At 66.9% G+C, this 20,869-nt stretch carries 19 protein-coding genes; 10 read left to right on the forward strand and 9 right to left on the reverse strand.

Annotation, left to right across the window (positions count from 1 at the left end):
• Positions 1–6 precede the first annotated feature (6 nt).
• Both OLX23_RS17590 and OLX23_RS17595 read left to right on the forward strand, forming a co-directional pair.
• Positions 7–1,125: a glycosyltransferase gene (locus OLX23_RS17590; protein WP_264446340.1), complete on the forward strand. Its 1,119-nt coding sequence runs from the start codon at positions 7–9 to the stop codon at positions 1,123–1,125.
• 41 nt (positions 1,126–1,166) lie between these two features.
• Positions 1,167–1,754: a DUF2238 domain-containing protein gene (locus tag OLX23_RS17595; protein ID WP_264446341.1), complete on the forward strand. Its 588-nt coding sequence runs from the start codon at positions 1,167–1,169 to the stop codon at positions 1,752–1,754.
• A gap of 4 nt (positions 1,755–1,758) precedes the next feature.
• Here OLX23_RS17595 and OLX23_RS17600 read toward each other — a convergent pair whose 3' ends face one another.
• Positions 1,759–2,988, reverse strand: coding sequence for an MFS transporter (locus OLX23_RS17600; RefSeq protein ID WP_264446342.1), 1,230 nt, complete (start codon positions 2,986–2,988; stop codon positions 1,759–1,761).
• 280 nt (positions 2,989–3,268) lie between these two features.
• On the opposite strand from OLX23_RS17600, the gene OLX23_RS17605 reads away from it, so the two are divergent.
• A complete protein-coding gene (locus tag OLX23_RS17605) occupies positions 3,269–3,664 on the forward strand; it encodes a CHAP domain-containing protein (protein ID WP_264446343.1) in 396 nt (131 codons plus the stop codon).
• A gap of 364 nt (positions 3,665–4,028) precedes the next feature.
• On the opposite strand, the gene OLX23_RS17610 is transcribed toward OLX23_RS17605, so the two are convergent.
• Positions 4,029–5,414 carry a phospholipid carrier-dependent glycosyltransferase gene (locus OLX23_RS17610; RefSeq protein ID WP_264446344.1) on the reverse strand — a complete coding sequence of 462 codons (1,386 nt, stop codon included), beginning with the start codon at positions 5,412–5,414 and terminating at the stop codon, positions 4,029–4,031.
• Here OLX23_RS17610 and OLX23_RS17615 point away from each other — a divergent pair.
• From OLX23_RS17615 to OLX23_RS17630, 4 genes are all read left to right on the forward strand, one after another.
• The gene (locus OLX23_RS17615; RefSeq protein ID WP_264446345.1) at positions 5,413–6,621 is read left to right on the forward strand and encodes a trans-sulfuration enzyme family protein; all 1,209 of its coding nucleotides are present in this window, start codon (positions 5,413–5,415) and stop codon (positions 6,619–6,621) included. The two genes, OLX23_RS17610 and OLX23_RS17615, sit on opposite strands and share 2 nt — an antisense overlap.
• 135 nt (positions 6,622–6,756) lie before the next feature.
• Positions 6,757–7,596 (forward strand): SDR family NAD(P)-dependent oxidoreductase, encoded by an 840-nt coding sequence (locus OLX23_RS17620; protein ID WP_264446346.1) that lies wholly within the window; start codon positions 6,757–6,759, stop codon positions 7,594–7,596.
• Between the two features lie 82 nt (positions 7,597–7,678).
• Positions 7,679–8,125: a Co2+/Mg2+ efflux protein ApaG gene (gene apaG / locus OLX23_RS17625; protein ID WP_264446347.1), complete on the forward strand. Its 447-nt coding sequence runs from the start codon at positions 7,679–7,681 to the stop codon at positions 8,123–8,125.
• 55 nt (positions 8,126–8,180) lie between these two features.
• On the forward strand, positions 8,181–8,966 hold the full coding sequence (locus OLX23_RS17630) for a LysR family transcriptional regulator (RefSeq protein WP_264446348.1): 786 nt from the start codon (positions 8,181–8,183) through the stop codon (positions 8,964–8,966).
• A 133-nt stretch (positions 8,967–9,099) separates the two neighbouring features.
• Here the strand turns inward: OLX23_RS17630 and OLX23_RS17635 are convergent, their stop codons facing one another.
• Positions 9,100–9,363 (reverse strand): hypothetical protein, encoded by a 264-nt coding sequence (locus tag OLX23_RS17635; protein ID WP_264446349.1) that lies wholly within the window; start codon positions 9,361–9,363, stop codon positions 9,100–9,102.
• 165 nt (positions 9,364–9,528) lie between these two features.
• Here OLX23_RS17635 and OLX23_RS17640 point away from each other — a divergent pair, with 165 nt between their 5' ends.
• Positions 9,529–10,800: a DUF1214 domain-containing protein gene (locus OLX23_RS17640; protein WP_264446350.1), complete on the forward strand. Its 1,272-nt coding sequence runs from the start codon at positions 9,529–9,531 to the stop codon at positions 10,798–10,800.
• Positions 10,801–10,879: 79 nt separating this feature from the next.
• Here the strand turns inward: OLX23_RS17640 and OLX23_RS17645 are convergent, their stop codons facing one another.
• Positions 10,880–12,313 carry an aromatic ring-hydroxylating oxygenase subunit alpha gene (locus tag OLX23_RS17645; RefSeq protein ID WP_264446351.1) on the reverse strand — a complete coding sequence of 478 codons (1,434 nt, stop codon included), beginning with the start codon at positions 12,311–12,313 and terminating at the stop codon, positions 10,880–10,882.
• A gap of 198 nt (positions 12,314–12,511) precedes the next feature.
• Positions 12,512–13,396: a zinc metalloprotease HtpX gene (gene htpX, locus OLX23_RS17650; protein WP_264446352.1), complete on the reverse strand. Its 885-nt coding sequence runs from the start codon at positions 13,394–13,396 to the stop codon at positions 12,512–12,514.
• Positions 13,397–13,529: 133 nt separating this feature from the next.
• Here htpX and OLX23_RS17655 point away from each other — a divergent pair, with 133 nt between their 5' ends.
• Positions 13,530–14,216, forward strand: coding sequence for a TetR/AcrR family transcriptional regulator (locus OLX23_RS17655; protein WP_264446353.1), 687 nt, complete (start codon positions 13,530–13,532; stop codon positions 14,214–14,216).
• On the opposite strand, the gene OLX23_RS17660 is transcribed toward OLX23_RS17655, so the two are convergent.
• From OLX23_RS17660 to OLX23_RS17670, 3 genes are all read right to left on the reverse strand, one after another.
• Entirely contained in the window at positions 14,200–15,342 is a 1,143-nt protein-coding gene (locus OLX23_RS17660; protein ID WP_264446354.1) for a zinc-binding dehydrogenase, read from the reverse strand. The genes OLX23_RS17655 and OLX23_RS17660 overlap by 17 nt on opposite strands.
• 62 nt (positions 15,343–15,404) lie before the next feature.
• Positions 15,405–15,824: a GlcG/HbpS family heme-binding protein gene (locus OLX23_RS17665; protein WP_264446355.1), complete on the reverse strand. Its 420-nt coding sequence runs from the start codon at positions 15,822–15,824 to the stop codon at positions 15,405–15,407.
• Between the two features lie 253 nt (positions 15,825–16,077).
• Positions 16,078–17,631: an AMP-binding protein gene (locus OLX23_RS17670; protein ID WP_264446356.1), complete on the reverse strand. Its 1,554-nt coding sequence runs from the start codon at positions 17,629–17,631 to the stop codon at positions 16,078–16,080.
• A 232-nt stretch (positions 17,632–17,863) separates the two neighbouring features.
• Between OLX23_RS17670 and OLX23_RS17675 the strand changes: the two genes are divergently transcribed.
• On the forward strand, positions 17,864–18,913 hold the full coding sequence (locus OLX23_RS17675; RefSeq protein ID WP_264446357.1) for a PAS domain-containing sensor histidine kinase: 1,050 nt from the start codon (positions 17,864–17,866) through the stop codon (positions 18,911–18,913).
• Between the two features lie 22 nt (positions 18,914–18,935).
• Here the strand turns inward: OLX23_RS17675 and OLX23_RS17680 are convergent, their stop codons facing one another.
• Positions 18,936–20,726, reverse strand: coding sequence for a sensor domain-containing diguanylate cyclase (locus tag OLX23_RS17680; RefSeq protein WP_264446358.1), 1,791 nt, complete (start codon positions 20,724–20,726; stop codon positions 18,936–18,938).
• Between the last annotated feature and the right edge of the window lie 143 nt (positions 20,727–20,869).

A 20,869-nucleotide genomic window follows, 5' to 3' on the forward strand; every position in this document is an offset into this window, starting at 1 on the left:
CCCTCCATGAGCGTACAACTCGCGGTCGTCCTGCCGACCTATAACGAGCGTTCGAACATCGCTTCGATGATCGAACGCCTCGACGAAGCGCTCCAGGGCGTGGCCTGGGAGGCGATCTTCGTCGACGACAACAGCCCCGACGGCACCTCGGACGAGGCGCGCGAGGTCAGCCAGCGCGATCCGCGCGTGCGCGTGATCCAGCGCATCGGCCGCCGCGGCCTGGCTTCGGCCGCGATCGAGGGTATGCTCTCGACCGCGGCGCCCGTCGTCGCGGTGATGGATGCCGATCACCAGCACGATCCCAAGCTGCTGCCCGAGATGCTAAAGGCGGTCGAAAGCGACGACTATGACGTCGCCATCGCCTCGCGCTTCGCCGAGGGCGCGAGCACCGAGGCCTGGGGCCGGCCCGACCGGGTCAAGGCCTCGGGCATCGCCAACAGCCTCGCGCGCAAGCTCACCGGGGTCGAACTCAGCGATCCGATGAGCGGCTATTTCATGCTGCGCACCGAGACGCTGCGGGCCGATGCGCACCGCCTGTCGGGCGTCGGCTTCAAGATCCTGCTCGATATCATGGCCACGGTCGACACGGCCCTGCGCGTCAAGGAATTCCCCATGCATTTCGCCGCGCGCGCCACGGGCGAGTCCAAGCTCGACCGCACCGTCGTCTTCGAATTTCTCGTCGGCCTCTACGATCGCTGGCTCGGCCGCATCATCCCGACGCGCTTCGCGCTGTTCGGCACGATCGGCGCGGTCGGCGTCGTCGTCCACATGGCGGTGCTGGCGACCTTCCTGCAAATCTTCGGCGGACCGCCGGTGCGCGGGCAACTGGTCACGGCCTTCGAGCTCGGCCAGACCACGGCGGCGATGGTCGCGATGACCTTCAACTTCGTGCTCAACAACGCGCTGACCTATTCGGACAAGCGGCTCACGGGCTTCGTCCCGCTGCTCAAGGGCTGGTGCAAGTTCGCGCTGACCTGCTCGGTCGGCCTGACCGCCAACATCGGCGTCGCCGCGATCCTCGTGCGCTTCGGCGTGCACGAATATCCCTCGGCGATCACCGGCATCATCGTCGGCTCGGTGTGGAACTTCGCGCTGTCCTCGCGCTTCGTCTGGGGTCGCTATTGATGGCATCTTCCCTCGCGAGGCACGTCGTCCCGCGAGATCAAATGGCCTGGCTGGGCGTGACCGCGCTTGGAGCGCTGCTTAGCCTGTTCGATACGCCATTTCCCAAACTGGCGCCGATGCAGAATCTCCCGACGCTTTTGGTTGTCGCTGCATTGGCGGGCAGCCTTCGGCGATGGCCCCTGCCTAGTTCGGTAGTAGCCTGCCTTGCGATCTTCCTGATGCTGCATACGCTGGGAGGACGGTACATCTATTCCTATGTGCCCTATGATGATTGGGTGCAGGCACTCGGTTTGCCGAAGTTGAGCGATGTTTTCGGATTTCGCCGCAATCATTACGACCGGCTCGTCCATTTTTCCTTTGGCCTGTTGTTGGTGCATCCGATCGCCACCATGCTTCGGCGCTATGCTGGGGTGGGGGCTAGGCTTTCACTCTACATCGCGGTGGAATTCATCTTCGCGGCAAGTGCGCTTTATGAAATTTTCGAGTGGATGCTTACCATGCTCATGGCCGGTGCGGACGCCGATGCATACAATGGCCAGCAGGGCGATGTATGGGACGCTCAGAAGGATATGGCCTGTGCCGGTTGTGGTGCTCTGCTAACCGCTATCTGGCTGCGTTTGCGCCGCTAATCTTCTAGGCGACTGCATGGCGGCGTGACATCGCCGTCGTCGACAGGACCAGCGCCGCCGCGGCCAGGGCCAGCACGAAGAAGCTGACGAACATCGCGTCGTAGCTGCCCGTGCGGTCGAACACCTCGCCGCCGAAGCGGATCGCGATGGCGGAGACGAAGGTCGACAGGAAGCTCGCGGCGCCGGCGGCGCTGCCGAAGTTGATCGCACCGAAGCCGTCGGCGAGCAGCGCCAGGAAGCCCGGCGTGATCGCGCCGCCGGCCATGCCCATCAGGAACACGTAGGCCATGATCGGCGCATAGCCGTGCGCGGTGAGCAGTAGGCCCGTCGCCACGCCCAGCAGCAGGCAGAGCCCGGCGAAGGTCGGCACGCGCGCGAAGCGGTCGCCCAGCCAGGCGTAGAGCAGGGTGCCGATCACCGCGGCGACGCCGTAGACCGACATGGCGCTGGCGCCCTGCGTCACCGATAGACCCTGACCTTGGGCGAAGGGCACGATCGAGACGATGTTCGTGGTGATGATCGCGAAGGCCAGGGCCGAGGGTACGGCGATCGTCCAGAATTGCGGCAGGCGCAGCAGGCGGCCCATGGCCAGGGGCACGGCGGCGACGGCGGGCATGTCGTCGGCCGGTTCGCCGTGGCTCGCACCGGGCTCGACGTCGTTCGGCCCGGGCGCGTTGCGCGCGAGCGCGGCGAGCAGCAGCAGGATCGCACCGACGCCGAGGCCGACGATCATCAGGCACTGACGCCAGCCCACCGCCTCGATCAGCAGGCCGATGACCGGGATGACCACGATCGAGCCGAGCGAGACGCCGATCGACGAGATCGCCATGGCCCGGCCGCGATGGACGGTGAACCAGCGCGCCACCAGCACGGGCGAGGTGACCGTGCCGGCACCGACGATCGCGCCGCCTACACCCACGGTCAGGACCACGGTGCTGAGCCAGAGGTTGTTCGACAGTGCGAGCACGACGAAGCTTGCGGCGAAGACCACGGCGCTGATCGCCATGATCAGACGCGCCGAATGGCGATCGGCCAGGCGGCCGATGATGGGCGCGGCCAGGGCCATGCCGACGTTGAGCACGATCGCGCCGGTGTTGGTTTCGGCGCGGCTCAGCCCGAAGGCCTCGGACACGGGCAGCACGAAGACGCCATAGGCCTGGATCGAGGCGCCGATCGCCAGAGTGTAGACGAGTACGGTGATCGTGACGATCCACCAGCCGAAATAGATGCGCATTTTCTCTCCCGTGGCCTGTGGCCCTTCGGGACAGAGAAGGCGCTCGCAGGAAGCGCGTCAAGCGTTATGCTGACCAAGATATTAGCGAACTTTGTTAACAGGACCTTTCCAAGCGCCGTTCAACGGTTCGTCGCGCGGGGTGAGTTGAGGAACCCAGGGGTTCGCGAATCCCTCCAAATCCGTACTTACCCTGTCCATGCTTCGAATCGTTCTCAGCGCCCTTCTTTCGCTCTCCGCTCTCGTCGCTCTTCCCACCGCAGCCCATGCGCGGCTGCAGTGCGTGACCTATGCCCGTTCGATCTCGGACGTGCAGATCAGCGGTAATGCGCGCGACTGGTGGGGCAATGCGGCCGGCGTCTACGCCCGCGGCCAGCAGCCGAGCGAAGGTGCGGTGCTGGCGTTTCGCGGCACTGCAGCAATGCCCTATGGTCATGTCGCCGTGGTCAGCAAGGTGATCGATGCGCGCCACGTCCTGCTTGATCACGCCAACTGGTCGGGCCCGGGCCTGGTCGAACGCGGCGTGATGGCGGTCGACGTTTCGGAAGCCGGTGACTGGAGCAACGTGCGCGTGTGGTACGGCCGCACGCATTCGCTGGGTCTCCGCCAGTCGCCGACCTTCGGTTTCATCTATCCCGCCGCTTCGACCGGCGGTGCGAGAAAGCTCGCGCGCCGCTGATTGCGGCGAGGCGCTGTTAAGCGCAGCCACTCCCAACAGGTTCCATTCCCGTCATCCTGACGAAAGTCAGGATCCATTGTGCGCCGCGTGGCCGGCCTGTCGCGAGCTTTGCGCCATGGCGACCCAACGGCCGTGCCGACAGGGCGAGGCCGCTCCGAATGGATCCTCCTGACTTTCGTCAGGACGCGGTGAAAATGTAGAGTGAGCAGCCCTCGCATCAGCCAAAAAAGGCCCGATCGTTGCCGACCGGGCCTTGGAAGTTTTGGGAGAGGATGCCTGAAAGGCACGCCCTTTATGTTGCGTCGCAGCAATTGCTGCAAGTGCGAAATATCGATCAACGATTGATATTTTTGCAAGCGCGGTTTCAGCGCCAGGAATCGAGCCACATCCAGTGGACGTAGGACGGCCGGCCGTTGTGCAGCTTGGCGGCCGAGATGATCGGATAGAACCAGACGAACATCGCTCCCGCCGCGGCCAGGCTGCCGGCCGGGATCCATTGCCAGCGTCCGCCCTTGCGCCAGAGCTCGTCGAGCGCGAGCGCCAGGCAGCCCAGCATGAAGGTGCCGGGCAGCAGGTAGTGGTAGTAGAACTGGATCGGCTTGGTCGAAACCAGCCACATGCCGAGGCTCACGATGTAGAGCACGGCGAGCGCCAGCGCGTCGCGCCGTCCGCGCAGGACGCCGGCCCACAGCGCCCAGGCGAGTGCGGGCAGCCCGGCGAGCATGGTGAAGGGGTTGCCGATCAGCAGCACGCCGCGCTGGGCACCGTCGATCGGTTCGTAGAGGTACCAAATCGCGCGCCAGTTGATCACCCATTCGTACCAGACGCTGCGATAGGGATGCAGCTTCTTCACGCTGTCCTGCAGTTCGAGCATGTAGCGGTGGTGCCCGGCGATGTTCCACCAGGCGACCGGGCTCTCGGCATAGAAGAACGTCGGCAGATAGGTCAGCCAGTAGGCGATCAAGGGCACCGACCCGAGCCAGAACGCCGCCTCGATCAGCGAAATGCCGGGGATCGGGCCGCCATCGCTGCGCGTGAGGAAATGCCGGCCGTGGTCGCGCAGGCGCTGGATCAGGAACCACAGGCCCGGCAGCATCGCCGCGGGCGCGATCGACCACTTGGCGCCGAGCGCGAGGCCGAAGCATAGGCCGGTCAAGGCCAGCCGCCAGCGTGCTTGGCGCGCGGGCAGTCGCAGCGCCGCGGCGAATTGCCAGAGCGCGGCCATGCCGAGGCCGGCCATGACCATGTCGAGCATGGCGATGCGGCTCTGGATGTACCAGGCGAAGCCCGTCGCCAGCAGGAACAGCGCGCTCAGGGTCGCGAAACGGCGCAGGCTGGCCCACCACATCAGCCGACCGAAGGCGAACAGCCCGAGCGCGCCGAACAGCGCCGAGGGCAGGCGCCAGACCAGCGGCCTGTCGCCGAACAGCGCGATGGCCGCGGCGATCATCTCCTTGCCGAGCATCGGATGCTCGGGATTGGCCGATTGCATCGCCAGCAGCTTGCGCGCCGCGGGGACGTAGTGGACCTCGTCGAAGTAGATCTTGGTCGGGATGCCGAGCCGGTGCCAGACGAGCGCGAGGAAGGCGAGGGCCAGGCCCGCGGTCCAGAAGAGCGGGTCGCGGTCTTGCGTCGGCGAGGTCTGCATCAGCGCGTCGGATAGAGGAACGCGGCGAAAAGACAAAGCCCCCGCAGTCGTGGTCTTCCACCGCTTGCGCGCGCTTGCCGCGACTCCTAGAAGCCGGGCCATGAAACGCTCTACCGGACAAGACCGCTCGATCACCTCGAAATGGCGCTCCGCCACGCATGCCGTGCGTGCCGGCACCTGGCGCTCGGAACAGGGTGAAACCAGCGAGGCGATGTTCATCAACTCGGGCTACACCTACGACAGCGCCGCCGAGGCGGCCGCGCGCTTCGCCGGCGAGAAGCCGGGCATGACCTATTCGCGCACGCAGAACCCGTCGGTGCAGATGCTCGAAGAGCGCATCGCCATGATGGAAGGCGCCGAGGCCTGCCGCGCCCAGGCTTCGGGCATGGCGGCGATGACCGCGGCGCTGCTGTGCCAGCTCTCGGTCGGCGACCACCTCGTCGCGGCCAAGGCGATGTTCGGCCCCTGCCGCTGGGTGATCGACAACCTGCTGCCGCGCTTCGGCATCACGGCTTCGTTCGTCGACGGCCGCGACAATGACGCCTGGGAAAAGGCGATCCGCAAGGAGACCAAGGTCTTCTTCTTCGAGACGCCGGCGAACCCGACGCTCGACGTGGTCGACATCGCCTTCGTCTCGGCGCTCGGCAAAGCACACGGGATCGTCACCGTCGTCGACAACGCCTTCTGCACCTCGGCGCTGCAGCGCCCGCTCGAATTGGGCGCCGACGTCGTCGCCTATTCGGCGACCAAGCTGATGGACGGCCAGGGCCGCGTGCTCGCGGGGGCGGTCTGCGGTTCGAAGGAGTGGATCGACGGCAAGCTGCTGCCCTTCCAGCGCAACACCGGGCCGACCTTGGCGCCGTTCAACGCCTGGATCGTCCTCAAGGGGCTCGAGACGCTCGACCTGCGCGCGCATCGCCAGAGCGAGAACGCGGTCAAGGTCGGCAAGTTCGTCGAGAGCCGCGTCCCCCGCGTCCTGCACCCGGGGCTCGAGAGCCATCCGCAGTACGAGCTCGCGCGCAAGCAGATGAGCGCGGGCGGCGCGATCTTCTCGATGCTGCTCGACGGCGGCCGCGAGCAGGCCTGGGCCGTGCTCGATGCGCTCGAGCTGATCGATATCTCGAACAACATCGGCGATACGCGCTCGCTGATCTGCCATCCGGCTTCGACGACGCACAGCTCGATCGGCGATGCGGCGCGCGCCGAGATGGGCGTGGTCGACGGCATGCTGCGCATGAACGTGGGGCTCGAGGATCCCGACGATCTGATCGAGGATCTCGACCAGGCGTTCCGCAAGGCCGGGCTCTGACCTTTCGTTCGCCACGGCGATGCCTGGGCATGGTCGTGGCGGCGATGTCCTGATTTTGCGCTTTCCGGCGCGACGATGCTTTGTTCGCGTCGTGCTCCATGCTTCCCTGTCGGCAACGACAAGGGAGAATGCGGAATGGAACGTCAGCGCGAGCTGAGCCTAGAAGGCAAGACCGTCATCATCACCGGCGCGAGCCGCGGCGTGGGCAAGCAGGCGGCGATGGACTTCGCCCGGCGCGGCGCAAACGTCGTCATCGCGGCGCGCACGGTCGAGGTGGACAACGCGCTGCCCGGCACCCTGGGCGAGACCCTGCAGCAGATCGAGGCCTTGGGTGTCGGTGCCCTGGCCGTGCCGACCGATCTGGCCAAGGAGGCCGACCTCCAGAACCTGGTCGATGCCACGGTCGCGCGCTTCGGCGGGGTCGACATTCTCGTCAACAACGCCGCCGCGACCACGGGCGACTACTGGAACATCGGCTCGCTCGAACTGAGCCGCGAGGATTGGCTCTACCAGTTCGACGTCAACGTCCACGCGCCCTTCTCGCTGATCCAGATGTGCTGGCCGATCATGGAGAAGCGCGGCGGCGGGCGGATCATCAACCTTTCGACTGGCAGCGGCGAGGTCTTCCGCCTGCCCGAGGAGCCGCCCAAGGTGAACGCCGTGGGCAAGTTCAGCCTGACCCATCCGGCCTATTACGCCAGCAAGCGCGCGCTCGACCGGTTGGGCAATGCCCTGGCGCCCGAACTCGCGGAGAAGAACATCTTCGTCGTCGGGCTGCATCCGGGGCTCGTCTCGACCGAGCTCGTCGCGATCCGCGTGCGCGAACTGGGGCTCGACGACAGCGTCGCCGTGCCGATGACCGTCCCCGCGCGCATGATCGTCTACTTCTCGGCCTGCGAGAATCCGGCCGAATATACCGGACGGCTGTTCTGGGCCGAGCGCGAGCTGGCCGAAATGGCGATACCGCTCGACTAGTCGGAGCCTTGGCGTTGGCCGCCCCGTTCTCGATCAGACCGTGGTTGAACGGCTCCGATTCAGGCGTTAGGTTCCCGCCGCTATGAAGGAACTGTTCCAGCACGCCGCGATCACTCCGGTCAGCGTGATCGACGCGAGCGGCGCTGCCGTGGCCGCGGCCAGCGGCGGGATCACCGTGCGTGTCGCGGTGAATTTCCTGCCCGAACAGTCGCGGATCGAGGCCGGGAAGTGGTTCTGGGTCTATCACATCCGCATCGAAAACGATTCGGACGAGACCGTCCAGCTCATCACCCGCCATTGGCGGATCACCGACGGGCGCGGCATGGTCAACTTCGTCGATGGCGACGGCGTCGTCGGCGAACAGCCGATCCTGCGCCCGGGGCAGAGCCACGACTATGTTTCGGGCTGCCCGCTGACCACGCCGCACGGCTCGATGGAAGGCCACTACACCTTCCGTCGCCACGACGGATCGGAATTCCAGGCGGCGATCCCGTTCTTCCCGCTGGCCGCCCCCGCGACCGCGGGCTGAGCGGACCTTACTCCCAGGCGTTGTAACCCGCCGGTCTTTGCCATAGGACCGGGGCATGAAGCGCACCCATCTGCCGCTCAACGCCCTGCGCGTCTTCGATGCGGCCGCCCGGCACCTCTCGTTCACCCGCGCCGCCGACGAGCTGGCGGTGACGCCGGCTGCGGTCGGTCAGCAGATCCGCGCGCTCGAGGACCTGCTCGGCGTCGTGCTGTTCCGCCGTACGTCGAAAGGCCTCGAACTGACCGACGAGGCGCAGGCCGGGCTCGAATCGCTGCGCACGGGCTTCCTCCATTTCGAGGATGCGGTGCAGGCGATGCAGGCGGGCCAGTCGAGCCACGTCTACACGATCGCCGCTCCGCGCGACTTCTTCGTCGCCTGGCTGGCCGAGCGTCTGGCCGCCTTCCGCGCCGCCAACCCGCAGGTCCGCTATGTCCTGGTCGATGGCGAGATGACCGACTTCACCGAGGCCAACCTCGACATCGCCGTGCGCTGGACCGAGGGGCCGGGCGATCTCGAAGGCGTGGCCCTCGGCGCGCCCGAGCGCGTGACCGTGGGCGAGGGCGAGTGGATCGCCTGGCCGGGCGACCTCGCGCATATCGAGGGGCACGAGAAGGCGCCGCTGATCGTCGGTGACGCCGGCGAGGCGATCGCCGCGGCGGCGGCCGGCCTCGGCCGGGCGCGCGTTCCCGCGCTGCTCGCGCAGAGTTGGATCGACGATGGCCGGGTCAAGCCCGAAGGACCGATCGAACAGGGACGCCGCGGCTACTGGCTGGTCGCGCCGCTGCCGCAGTGGCGGCAGAAGAAGGTCAAGTCGCTGGTCGCCTTCCTTTCGGGCGAATAGTCAGTCTGACGACTGAAAACGGCACAGGCCCACGCCCCCACCCGGCCTCCCTAAGATAGTACCCTATGGGAGGCCGGGTGGGGGCGTGGTCCGGTGCCGTAGGCAGGGACGGATGTCCCTGCCTTTCGTCAAATCAGCGCCGGCTGCGGCGATACACGCGGCGGCAGTTCTTGTTGTACTTGGTGCGCGCGATCTCGTGACCCGCGACGCCGCCCGCGACCGCGCCGATGATCGGTGCGCCGCGGCCACCGACGACTGCGCCGAGCACGGCGCCGCCGGCCGCGCCGACGACGGCGCCTTCGGTCTTGTTGAGGCGGCGGCAGGTGCGTGCGTCGGCGCTGGTGGCGGTGCCGATCGTCAGAGCCGCGGTGGCGAGGATCAGAAGCGAACGTTGCATGGCTGTCATCCCTTGAACTGGTTCCCGCACAAAGCCCGGCGCGGCGCAATGTTCCAGATGGGCAGTGCTGCCAAGGCGATGAACGGCCCGGCGGGCGCGACGGGCGTTGCCTGATCGGTCGCGCGTGGCCAGACTGGCCACCATTCGGATCTGGGAGGATGACAAATGAACAAACGCCTGTGGCCCTTGGGGCTTGCCGCCGTCGCCCTGGCCTCGCTCGGCTGGACCGCGCGCGCCGCCGCCGCACCCGCCGACACCTCGGTACCACCGACGGTGGCGGGCTGGCAGGACTTCGTCGAGAGCCTGCGCACCTTGCCCGATCGCATGCTCGCCAAGCTGCCCGAGGCGCAGCGCCGCGATCCGCAGATCCAGCAAGAGGTCGCGCGGCTAGCGCTTGAGGCGCTGGCCTCGCAGACGCTCGAGGCGATCGGCGGCGACGGCGACGCGCCGCAGTTCCTGCCCACCTTGGGGCAGGTGCTCAACATCGGCCAGCCCAACGCCGATACGATCTATCGCAGCGCTTCGATCACGCCGGGCGGCTCCTACCGCCTGCGCGGTCAGCGTGGCGACGTCTCGCTCGCGGTGATGCAACAGGTCCTGCCGCCGTCCGAGCGGAACCAGGGCGCTGCCGCGCAGCTCGATCTGTCGACGCTCAAGGCCGACAAGGACGGCCGCTTCGACGTGCTGTTGAGCGCGACCAAGCCTGCGGGCTATAGCGGCGACTGGTGGGAGCTGAAGCCCAGCGCCAACCGCCTGATGGTCCGCTTCGTCAGCGCCGACTGGAGCAAGGAGGTCGAGCCGACTCTGGCGATCGAGCGCATCGACAAGCCTGCGGCCCGGCCGCGTCCGACCGCGACATGGCTCGAACAGAAGCTGCGCGCGCTGCCGCGCCAGGTCGATTTCATCGCGCTGCTGTTCGTCGATCATGTCGAGAAGCTGCGCCAGGAGGGCTTCGTCAACAGCCTCAAGATCTTCAACCCGCCCGGCTCGATCCTCCAGGGGCAGTTCTACTACGAGGGCGTCTACGATCTTAAGGACGACGAGGCGCTGATCATCGAATCGCCGATCCCGGCGAAGTGCGACTATCGCTCGCTGATCCTGACCAACGAGCTCTACGAAACCACTGACTGGTACAACAACCATTCGAGCCTCAACGGCGCCCAGGCGCCCGCCGATCCCGACGGCAAGCTGCGCATCGTCGTCTCGGCGCGCGATCCGGGCGCGCGGAACTGGCTCGACACGGCGGGTCATCCGACCGGGATCATCCAGGGCCGCTGGACCGGCTGCGACAGCCAGCCGATGCCGACGGTGAAGAAGGTCAAGGTGACCGAGGTGCTGAAGGCGCTGCCCAAGGGCGTCGCCACGGTGACGACCGAACAGCGGCAGGAGATCGTCCGCGAGCGTCGGCGCGCATTGCAGGAACGGCCGCTTTGGTAATTCCTCCCCGGAGCGGGGAGGAATAGAAAAAGCCCCGGACTCGCGTCCGGGGCTTTTCTGTTTGGTCGTCAGGTTCCGATCAGAAATCGAATTCGAGGATCGGACCGTCGAAGTTGCCCGCGAGCAGCTGGTTGGCTTCGGCCAGCTTCTTCTGCGGCACGCCGGCGATGTAGCCGTCGATGATCCGCTGGTAGTTGCTGATCATGCCTTCGACGTCGCGCGACAGGCGCATGAATTCGAAGCCCTTGGCATGCATGCCCTGCTGCTGGATCGGAATGTTGGCATAGTCCTGCCGCGGGATCGGCGGGAATTCCTGGCTGTCGTAAGGCAGGATCGTCGGCCCCATGACCGGCTCGGGCTCTTCGCCTTCGGGGAAGGTGGTCAGCGACCACAGCTCGAAGAAGCACGATTCCGGGCCGAGCGGACGGATGCGGTAGGCCGAGAAGCTGCTGAAATAGGGCAGCAGGAAGTAGTGCGGGAACAGGAACTCGACCGACTTGATCGGATCGGTCTGGGTCACCGTGCACAGGTCGGGCACGGGCTCGCCGCGCGCCTGCAGCTGCGTCGAGATCTGATGCATGACCATGCCGAGCCACTGGAACACGGCCATGTTCTTGTCTTCGGGAAGGCCTTCCTCGATGCCGACCATCCCGCGCGCGATCTCGAGCTCCTTGGCGTGGAGCATGCCGGCCATGCCTTCGCTGAGCAGCGCCATCGATCCGACCTGGATCTTCTGGTTCTCGGTGTGCGAAAGCTCGGGATCGGCCATCTGCGGCATCGGCCCGCGCGGCTTCTCGTACATCGAGCCGTACATCTCGGGATGCGCGGCCTGCAGCTGCGGGTGGGTCTTCATCACGTGATAGCCTTCCATGAAGGCTTCCATCGCGACCTTCCAGTTGGCCGGAAGGACCGTGCCGAACTGCCACTCGGCGTGCAGCTTGTGCAGGTTGTGCGCTTCGAGGCGGTCGATCAGCGGGCCGATCGATTCACGCAGGCTCGGCGCGTCGTCGTCGAAGTTGATCCAGACGCAGCCGATCGCGGTGTCGACGCGGCAGGGGACCAGGTTGATGTCGGCGGGATCGAGCTGCCGTTCCGAGAACAGGTGCTTGCCGTACACCATCGTGTTCTCGCCCTCGGCGTTCCAGCGCCAGCCGTGGAACGGGCAAACGAAGCCCGACTTGCGGCAGTTGCCGTGACCGCCGCCGGTCAGGTCGTCCTTGAGCGGGTTGCCCGCGATCGGCACGCCGCGGTGGCGGCAGGCGTTGTGGAACGCCTTGATGCCGTCCTTGGTGTTGACGATCAGGACCGACTTGCCGACGTTCTGGTATTCGATCCAGTCGCCTTCCTCGGGGATCTGCTCGATGCGGCAGGCATTCTGCCAGACGTGCGGCCAGACGTGTTCCAGCTCCATCTGATAGAATTCATCATCGAAATAGCGCTGAGCCGGGATGCGTTCGGGATCTTCGATCGGGAACGGCACGTCGCGCAGGCCCGTGTTAGCTGATTTGAGCACTCCCACACCTCTTGGATTCGTTTTCTGCTGAACAAATGTACAACACCCCCAAGCCTAGGCAATGGGGGTCTTGCTCACTCGCGATTGCACGGGACTCTGCCACACCGGCCGTTCGGCCTCAACCCGCGGGGATCCCAGTCATCGCTGCAGCGAAGGCGCATCGCGGGAAAAGGCCCATGTCCGCGAGAAACAAGCGGTTCAGCGCCGATGCGGATCGAGCGCGGAGCGGCGGACGGGCTGGGGCGGCGTGCCGCTCGCACCGGTGCCGGCCATCGCTTGAAGCGCGGCGATGCGCTTGTCGGTCGCCGGGTGGGTCGAGAACATCTCCGAGACCGACGTCGGCACGATGTAGAGCTGCGCCGCCGCCGGGTTGCGCATCGCCGCTTCGCTCGGCCGATGCTGGGCCGGACCGGCGATCTTAGCCAGGGCCGAGGCCAGTGCGCGCGGATTGCCGCTGATCTCGGCGCCGGCGCGGTCGGCGCCGTACTCGCGCGTGCGGCTGATCGCCATCTGCACGATCATCGCCGCGAAGGGCGCCATGAACACGGCCAGCAGGGCAACCAGCGGGTTGGGCCGGTCCTCACCGTGTCCGCCGAAGAACAGGCCGAAATTGGCGATCATCGACACGGCACCCGCGATCGTCGCGACCATGGTCATGACCAGGGTGTCGCGGTTGCGGACGTGGCCGAGTTCGTGCGCCATGACCCCGGCGACCTCGTCGCGGGTCAGCATGTTGAGCAGGCCCGTCGTCGCGGCGACCGCGGCATTCTCGGGATTGCGGCCGGTGGCGAAGGCGTTGGGGCTCGGGTCGTCGACCACGTAGACCTTGGGCATCGGCAGGTTGCCGCGGCGCGTGAGGTCGGCGACGAGGCCATAGAAGTCCGGTGCCGAAGCCGCGTCGACCTCGCGCGCGTTGTGCATGCGCAGGACCAGCTTGTCGGCGTTCCAATAGGTGAAGAGATTCATGCCCGCGGCGATCAGCAGCGCGATCATCGCGCCACCGGTTCCGCCGAACATGTATCCCAAGGCCATGAACAGCGCCGTCAGCGCCGCCAGAAGCATGGCCGTCTTCAATCCGTTCACGATGAAATTCTCCCGTTCATCCCCATGGAATCTAGGATAAGGCTGGGAAGTTTCAACGCGTTTGCCCGGCCGGAACTTGGCAGCAAAGCTATGTAACATTAGGGATGATCTTCTGGCCAACGGGGAGTACCAGGTGACGAAGGCGCAAGGCGGCAAGAGCGCAGCGATGACCGAGCAGCCGCGCCGCAAACGCCGTTCGTCCGAGGAAGTGGCCGACCGCATTCTCGATGCCGCCGCCGAGGAGTTCGAGAACGCCGGCTATTCGGGCGCGACGACCGCGGCGATCGCACGGCGCGCCGAAGTGACCGAGGCGCAGATCTTCCGGTTCTACGGCTCGAAGCAGGAGCTGTTCCGCGCCGCGATCTTCAAGCCGCTCAACCGCCATCTCGTCGCCTTCCACGAGGCCAACCAGGTGCCGCTCGGCGACAACACGACGATGCGCGGCATGGCGCGGCGCTACATCAACGAGTTGCAGGACTTCGTCGAGCAGCACTCGCGCATGTTCATGTCGCTGATCGTCGCCTCGGCCTATTCGCCCGAGGCGACCAACCCGGTCAGCGACATGGAAGGCCTGCGCGCCTATTTCGAGCAGGGCGCCAGCGTCATGACCAACCGCGTGGGCGAGGGCGCGCCGGTCGATCCCAAGCTGATGGTGCGCGTGTCCTTCGTCGCCGTGCTCGCCAGCCTGATGTTCAAGGACTGGCTGTTCCCCGCGGGCATGGCCAAGGACGAGGACATCCGCGATGCCATCGCCGATTTCGTCATCGACGGCATCATGGCCAACGAGCGCTTGGCCGACGCCGCTAAAGCGTCGGATTGATCACGAACTTCTCGCCCGTCGCCAGCTTGGCATAGGCGGTCATCGTCTCGCGATCGAGCACCTGCGCCAGCGAGATCTCGCGGGTGAAATGGCTGGCGAAGGTCGTCTTGAGCCCGGCCAGGACGCGCGCGTTCATCGCCGCAATGCGTTCGGGCGGAAGCTGGCCCAGCGTGCGCGGCAGCGCCCAGTTGCGCACGTCCCAGAGCATGCCGTAGCGCGCGTTGTGCAGCACGGTCGGCGAACGATCGAGATGGCCGTAGATGTTGACCTGCTTGAGCGTCAGCGAGCCGTAGGGGCTGTAGAAGCCCATCTGCGCGGCGGCGACCTCCTCCATCGCGGCGAGCAGCAGGCCCGGCGAGGTGCCGCCGCCGATCGCGTCGAAGGCGACGGTCGCGCCGGTGGCGGCGATCGCGGCGCGGAGATGCTCGGCGAAGTCGGGATCGGCCGAATTGCAGACATGCTCGGCGCCGAGCTCGCGTAGCAGCTGCGCCTGTTCGGCGCGGCGCACGACGTTGACCAGCGGAATGCCGTCCTCGGCACAGATGCGCACGAGCATCTGTCCGAGGTTGGAGGCGGCGGCCGTGTGGACCAGCGCCTTGTGGCCGTCGAGCCGAACGGTCTCGGCGATGGCCAGTGCGGTCATCGGGTTGCAGAAGGCGTCGGCGCCTTCGCGTGCCGAGACGCTCTCGGGCAAAGCCGCGCATTCGGCGGTCGAGACGGTGACGTACTGGCCGAAGGTCCCGCGGCGCAGCGATAGCAGGGTGACGCGCTGGCCGAGCAGGTGGCTCGCCTCGGCACCCGCCGCGATCACCGTGCCGGCTCCGGCGAGCCCAGGCTGCAGCGCCGCGCCCATCCTTCCGGCATAGGCCTGCGCGGCTTCGGGCGAGAGCGTGATCGTCACTTCGGGCCCCGCGGTGCTGCCGCCGAAATGCGCGGCTGCGGGATCGGCGCCGGCGAGCAGCGGCATCAGGTCCGAGGGATTGATCGGTACCGCTTCGAGCCGGACGAGCACTTCGTCGGCCGCCGGCGCGTCGACCGACACTTCGGCCAGGACCAGCCGCAAGGTGCCGTCGGCCTCCAGCGTCGACGTCAGCTGCAGGCCGTGGTCCGGCGAATTGTCGTTCATCGCGGCATCTCCCTCTCGCCGCGAGAATGATCACGCGGCGGGGAGGGGATCAAGCGCTGCGCTCAGCCCTGGGCGAGCCCGGCCGCGTGAATGCCGGCCTGGGCGGCTTCTTCATCCTTGTCAGACAGATCGCCGCTGACGCCAACCGCGCCGAGCAGGGTGCCGGCCGCGTCGCGGATCAGCACGCCGCCGGCTGCGGGAATCAGCTTGCCTTCCCAGGCGACCGAGAGCGCGGCGATGAACTGCGGCCGGTCCGCGGCCATGTCGCCGAGCACGCGGCTCGACGTGCCCATGGCGAGCGCACCCGCGGCCTTGCCCTGGGCGATCTGCGGGCGACCGTATCCCGAACCGTCCTCGCGCTCCATCGCGACGAGGTGGCCGCCGGCGTCGAGCACGACGACGGTCAGCGGCTTCAATCCGTGCTCGCGCCCGTGTGCGCGGGCGGCGGCGATGACGGTGCGGGCCTGTTCGAGCTGGATCATGACGACTCCCAAAATGTATCCGATCGGTGCCTTAGCAGGTGGGTGGAAGCGGGCAAGGTTTGCGTGTGGAGGAGCCTGTGGCCGCTGGGCTCACGGCTTTGCTGACGGCTTCGCTTTATTGTTGTCCCGTCGCCCCTGCGAAGGCAGGGGCCTAACTGACCGTGCCTTCCCGCGCCTTCCGTTGCAGAGCGAGAGCCCGGTTGGACCCCTGCCTTCGCAGGGGCGACGAGAGAATTTGGAAGCGGTGACGGCTCTACCCTTGCACCGCCAGCGCCCTCAGCGCCTTCTTGTCGGGCTTGCCGACCGGCGTCTGCGGGATCGTTTCGACGAATTCGACCGCCTTGGGTGCCTGGAACGAGCCCTTGCGCGCTGCCACCGGCGCGGTCAGCTCGGCCGGATCGGCACGCGTGCCCGGTTTGAGCACGACGAAGGCCTTGACCGCCTCGCCCCATTTCGGATGCGGCACGCCGATCACCGCGACCTGCGCCACGGCAGGATGCTCGCCGATGATGTCCTCGATCTCGCGCGGATAGACGTTGAAGCCGCCGGTCACGATCATGTCCTTGGTGCGATCGACGATGCGCAGGAAGCCGCCGGGATCGCGCACGGCGACGTCACCGGTGTGCAGCCAGCCGTCGCGGAAGGTCTCGGCGTTGAGCTCGGGATTGTCGCGATAGCCGTCCATCACCAGCGGCCCGCGCACGCAGATCTCGCCGGGCTCGCCGTCGGGGACGGGCTGGCCCTCGGCATCGAGCAGCGCGAGGTTGACCCAGGGCGTCGGCCGGCCGCAGCTCGCGAGCCGGCGCAGATCGGTGACGTCGTGCTCGGCCTTGCGCAGGATGGTCAGCGCCATCGGTGCCTCGGCCTGGCCGTAGAACTGCTGGAACACCGGGCCGATCCGCTCGATTGCCTCGCGGAGCCGCGCCGGCGCGATCGCCGAGGCGCCGTAGAACACGGTCTCGAGGCTCGACAGGTCGAACTCGCCGAAGCGCGGATGGTCGAGCAGGGCATAGATCATCGTCGGCACCAGCATCATGCAGTTGATCCGGTACTTTTCGATGTTCTCCATCACAGCGACGGGCTCGAAACCCGGCTGGACGACCATCGTTCCGCCGCGAAGCAGGGTCGGCAGGAACATCGCCGCGCCGGCGTGGCTCAGCGGCGTGCAGGTGAGCACCCGCGGTTCGGCGGGCCATTCCCAGTCGGTCATCATGATCTGCAGGGTCGTAACCCCGACGCGCTGGATCGAGGGGATCGCCTTGGGCTTGCCCGTGGTCCCGCCCGAATAGCCGAGCCGCATGACGTCGCTGGGCTCTACCCGCGGCGCCACCAGCGGCTGCGGCGCGAAGCCGGCGGCGAGCTGCGAAAGGTCCGCGGCGATCGCGCATTCGCCGAAGGCCATGAGCCTCAGGTCCGGGACGGCGGCACCGATCTCGCCGGCACGGTCGGCGAAGCGGGTGCCGTCGAACACCAGCAGCTCGACGCCCGAATCGCGGATCACATGCAGATGGTCGGCCAGCCCGGCGAGCGGATGCATCGGCACGTAGATTGCCGCGAGGATCTGCACCGCGTGGCTGACGTGGAGCACTTCGGGGCGGTTGGGCGAGATCAGCCCCACGTGCGTGCCGCGGCCGACGCCGAGGCTGGCGAGCGCCTGGACCATGCGGCTGGTCTCGTCGCGCACTTCGCCCGCGGTCAGGGTCGGGCCGCCGAGCAGGTGGAGCATCGGCCGGTCGGCCGCGCTGCTCAGCGCGTTGACGAGGAGATCCGCGGTGTAGAGCGGGCGGTGCAGCGCGTCGTCGGTCATCCTGGTTCCCAATCCTGTCGGTTCTGGTCCCGTCTGTCGCGGGATTCGCTCAAACAAGCATAATCGGAACTCAAGTTCCATATGTCCGGTGATTCCTCCGAATTGGATGCGCGCGCGGATCGACAATCTTCGGTGTGAGGCGTAAAAATTTTCAGGGCCTTAGAGCCCTGGCGCGTCGAAGGGATCCGACTGCCTGGAAAAGGGTCGCAATCTGTCCCCGCTTCTGCGGGCCTTGCTCGATAACCTCGAGGAGGGCTTCATGGTGCTCGACGCGGACGATCGCGTCTGCCTGTGGAACGACGTCTTTCCCGAACTGCTCGAAATGCCGAGCGAACTGATCCATCTGGGCGCACCGGCGCTACCGATGCTGCGCGCCCTGGCCGATCGCGGCGACTATGGCCCCGGAGATCCCGCGACGCTCGCGGACGGGATCATGGCGATGATCCGCTCGCGCAAGCCGGCGCAGGGCGAGCGCGAGATGGTCAACGGCACGATCGTCGAAGTCGTCTGGATGCCGATCGACGACGGCTGTTTCCTGATGCGGCTGCGCAACGTCACGACCGAACGCGCGGCGGCGCGCTTCAAGGACGAACTCGTCACCACGGTCAGCCACGAACTGCGCACGCCGCTGACCGCGATCGTCGGCGCGCTCGGCCTGCTCCAGGGCGGGCTGGGCGGAGAACTCGAGCCGAGCGCCCAGCATCTGATCGAGGTGGCGGGCAAGAACGCCGATCGGCTCGCGCGCATCGTCAACGACCTGCTGGAGATCGACAAGCTCGAAGCCGGCATGTTCGAATTTCGCTTCGAGCCGATCGACGTGACCGCGATGCTCCGCGACGCGATCGAGCAGAACCAGATCTACGCGCAGAGCCGTGGGGTGGAGATCGATCTCGAAGTGCCCGCGGCGCCGATCTCGGCCGAGCTCGATCGCGGCCGCATGCTCCAGGTCATGGACAACCTCCTGTCCAACGCCGCGAAGTTCTCGCCCAAGGGGAGCCGCGTGCGCGTAAGGCTGAGGCCCGGGGCCGAGGGCATGCGGATCAGCGTCATCGATCGCGGGCCCGGCATATCCGCAGAATTCCGCGAGCGTCTGTTCTCACGCTTCGCGCAGGAGACGCGTGATGCGCAGGGCGGGGCGGGGCTGGGGCTCGCGATCTGCAAGGGCATCGTCAAACGCCACGGCGGCCGGATCCACGTCAACACGCGTGAGGGTGTCGGCACGATCTTCCACGTCGACCTGCCGCTCGAGCAGGCGCCCGCGGCGCAGGTGCTGCTGACCTGAAGTCGGTGGTATCCGGCTGGGGTCAGGCTGCCAGCGCCAGGCGGTTGCGACCTTCCGATTTTGCCCGATAGAGCGCCGCGTCGGCTTCCGCGAGGAGCCGCGCCACGTCCATGCCCTCGCGGTAGACCGCGATGCCGCCGCTGACCGTGACGCTGAAGGCGCGGCCATCGACCGCCTGCCTCTGGAACTGGGCGAAGCCGACGCGTAGCCGCTCGCAGACCTCGTGCGCGGTCTGGGCCGTCGCGCCGTCGAGGATCGCGACGAATTCTTCGCCGCCGAAGCGCGCGACCGCGTCGTTCTTGCGCAGCATGCCCTGCAGGTGTTCGGCAAAGGCCTTGATGACGAGATCGCCGGTCTCGTGCCCGTAGGTGTCGTTGATCGCCTTGAAGTGGTCGAGGTCGAACATCACGATCGTGAACGGCGCGACCGGGCTGCCCGCGGCGAAGCGCTCGGCCAGCGCGGCGTCGAAGCCGCGGCGGTTGAGCACGCCGGTCAGCGGATCGGTCTGCGTCTCGCGCACCAGCGCGTCCTCGGCATCCTTGCGCGCCGAAACGCCGTGGATGATGCTGACCACGCCGCTCGACTGGCCGGCCTCGTCGACCGTCGCGCGGCTGTGGCCTTCGTACCAGGCATAGGATCCGTCGGCGCTGCGCGCGCGGTATTCGACGATGAAGGTGTCGTCGGGGTGCTGCAGCGCCAGGCGGTGGATGCGGATGGCTTCGTCCATGTCGGCCGGATGGATCAGCGAATGCGGCATCTTGCCGGTCAGTTCGTCGGGACCATAGCCGGCGATGATCTCGATCGCCGGCGAGATGTACTGCATCGTCCCGTCGACCGCGAAATAGATGATGATGTCGCCGGTCCGGTCGACCACCAGACGCGCGACCGCCGAGGCGGCCTGGAGCTGGCCATGGATGATCTTGCGGTGCTTGAGCTCGGCCGCCGCGGGCCAGGCGATCAGCACGGCGCAGGCCAGGTAGAACTGCAGGAACTGCGCGTGCATGCCGCTGCTGCCGGCGATCAGGTTGATCGGGCCGGCGCCTTCGATCGTGCAGATCAGCGCGATCACGGTCAGCAAGGTGATCGTCAGCGCCGCGCCGAGCCGGCCGATGCGGAACACCGCGATCATCATCGGCAGGATCGGCAGGAACAGCAGCGGCAGGACGTTCTGGGTGAATGCGCCGAGCGTCACCACGCCCATGATCACGACCAGCGATGCCGCCTCGATCCGCTCGCGCGCGTTCGCCTTGGCGGTCCAGTTGCGCACTTCGCCGCTCGATGCGAGCAGGACCAGCGGGGTAAAGGCGATGGCGCCAAGGCCGTGGCCGGTGAAATAGTCGAACCAGTTGCGCAGCATCGGCAGGCCGGTGACCGCATTGGCGGTCAGGCCGGCGAAGAAGCCGGCGACCGCGGGCATCAGCAGGCCCGCGACGCCGAGGAAGATGCCGATCTCGCGCAGCGATTCGAAGCGATAGGAGCGGGGCAGCATCCGGCGCAGGATCAGCGCGCCGCCGATCGCTTCGCCGACATTTATCAGCGCGAAGGGGAGGGCGGCCTTGGGGCCGAGTCCGAAGATGATGGTCGCGGTGGCGCCGGCCAGGCCGCAGGCGAGCGCGGGGATCAGCCAGAGCCGTTTGGGGCGGGTGACGAGATAGGCGAGCAGCGGTGCGGTGGCGATCCAGATCAGCGCGACGCCGCCGTTGAAACGGGTGTAGCGCAAGGTCAGGGCCGCGAGCGCGAAATAGACCGTGGCGAGCGCGATCGCGCTCAGCCAGTTCCGGTTTCCTCTCGCGCGGGCGGCTGCGTGTTCCACGTCTTCCGAAATACAAGGATCGTGGTTAACAACGCCATTATTCCCGACCTAGTATGCGACGAGCCGAGCAATCGTCGCGCCGGTCGACACCTGCAGCAGCGGGCGGGGTTTAGGATTTGCATGAATGTGAAGTTTCATCGCCA

This window comes from Novosphingobium sp. JCM 18896, assembly GCF_025938095.1.
GTDB lineage: Bacteria > Pseudomonadota > Alphaproteobacteria > Sphingomonadales > Sphingomonadaceae > Novosphingobium.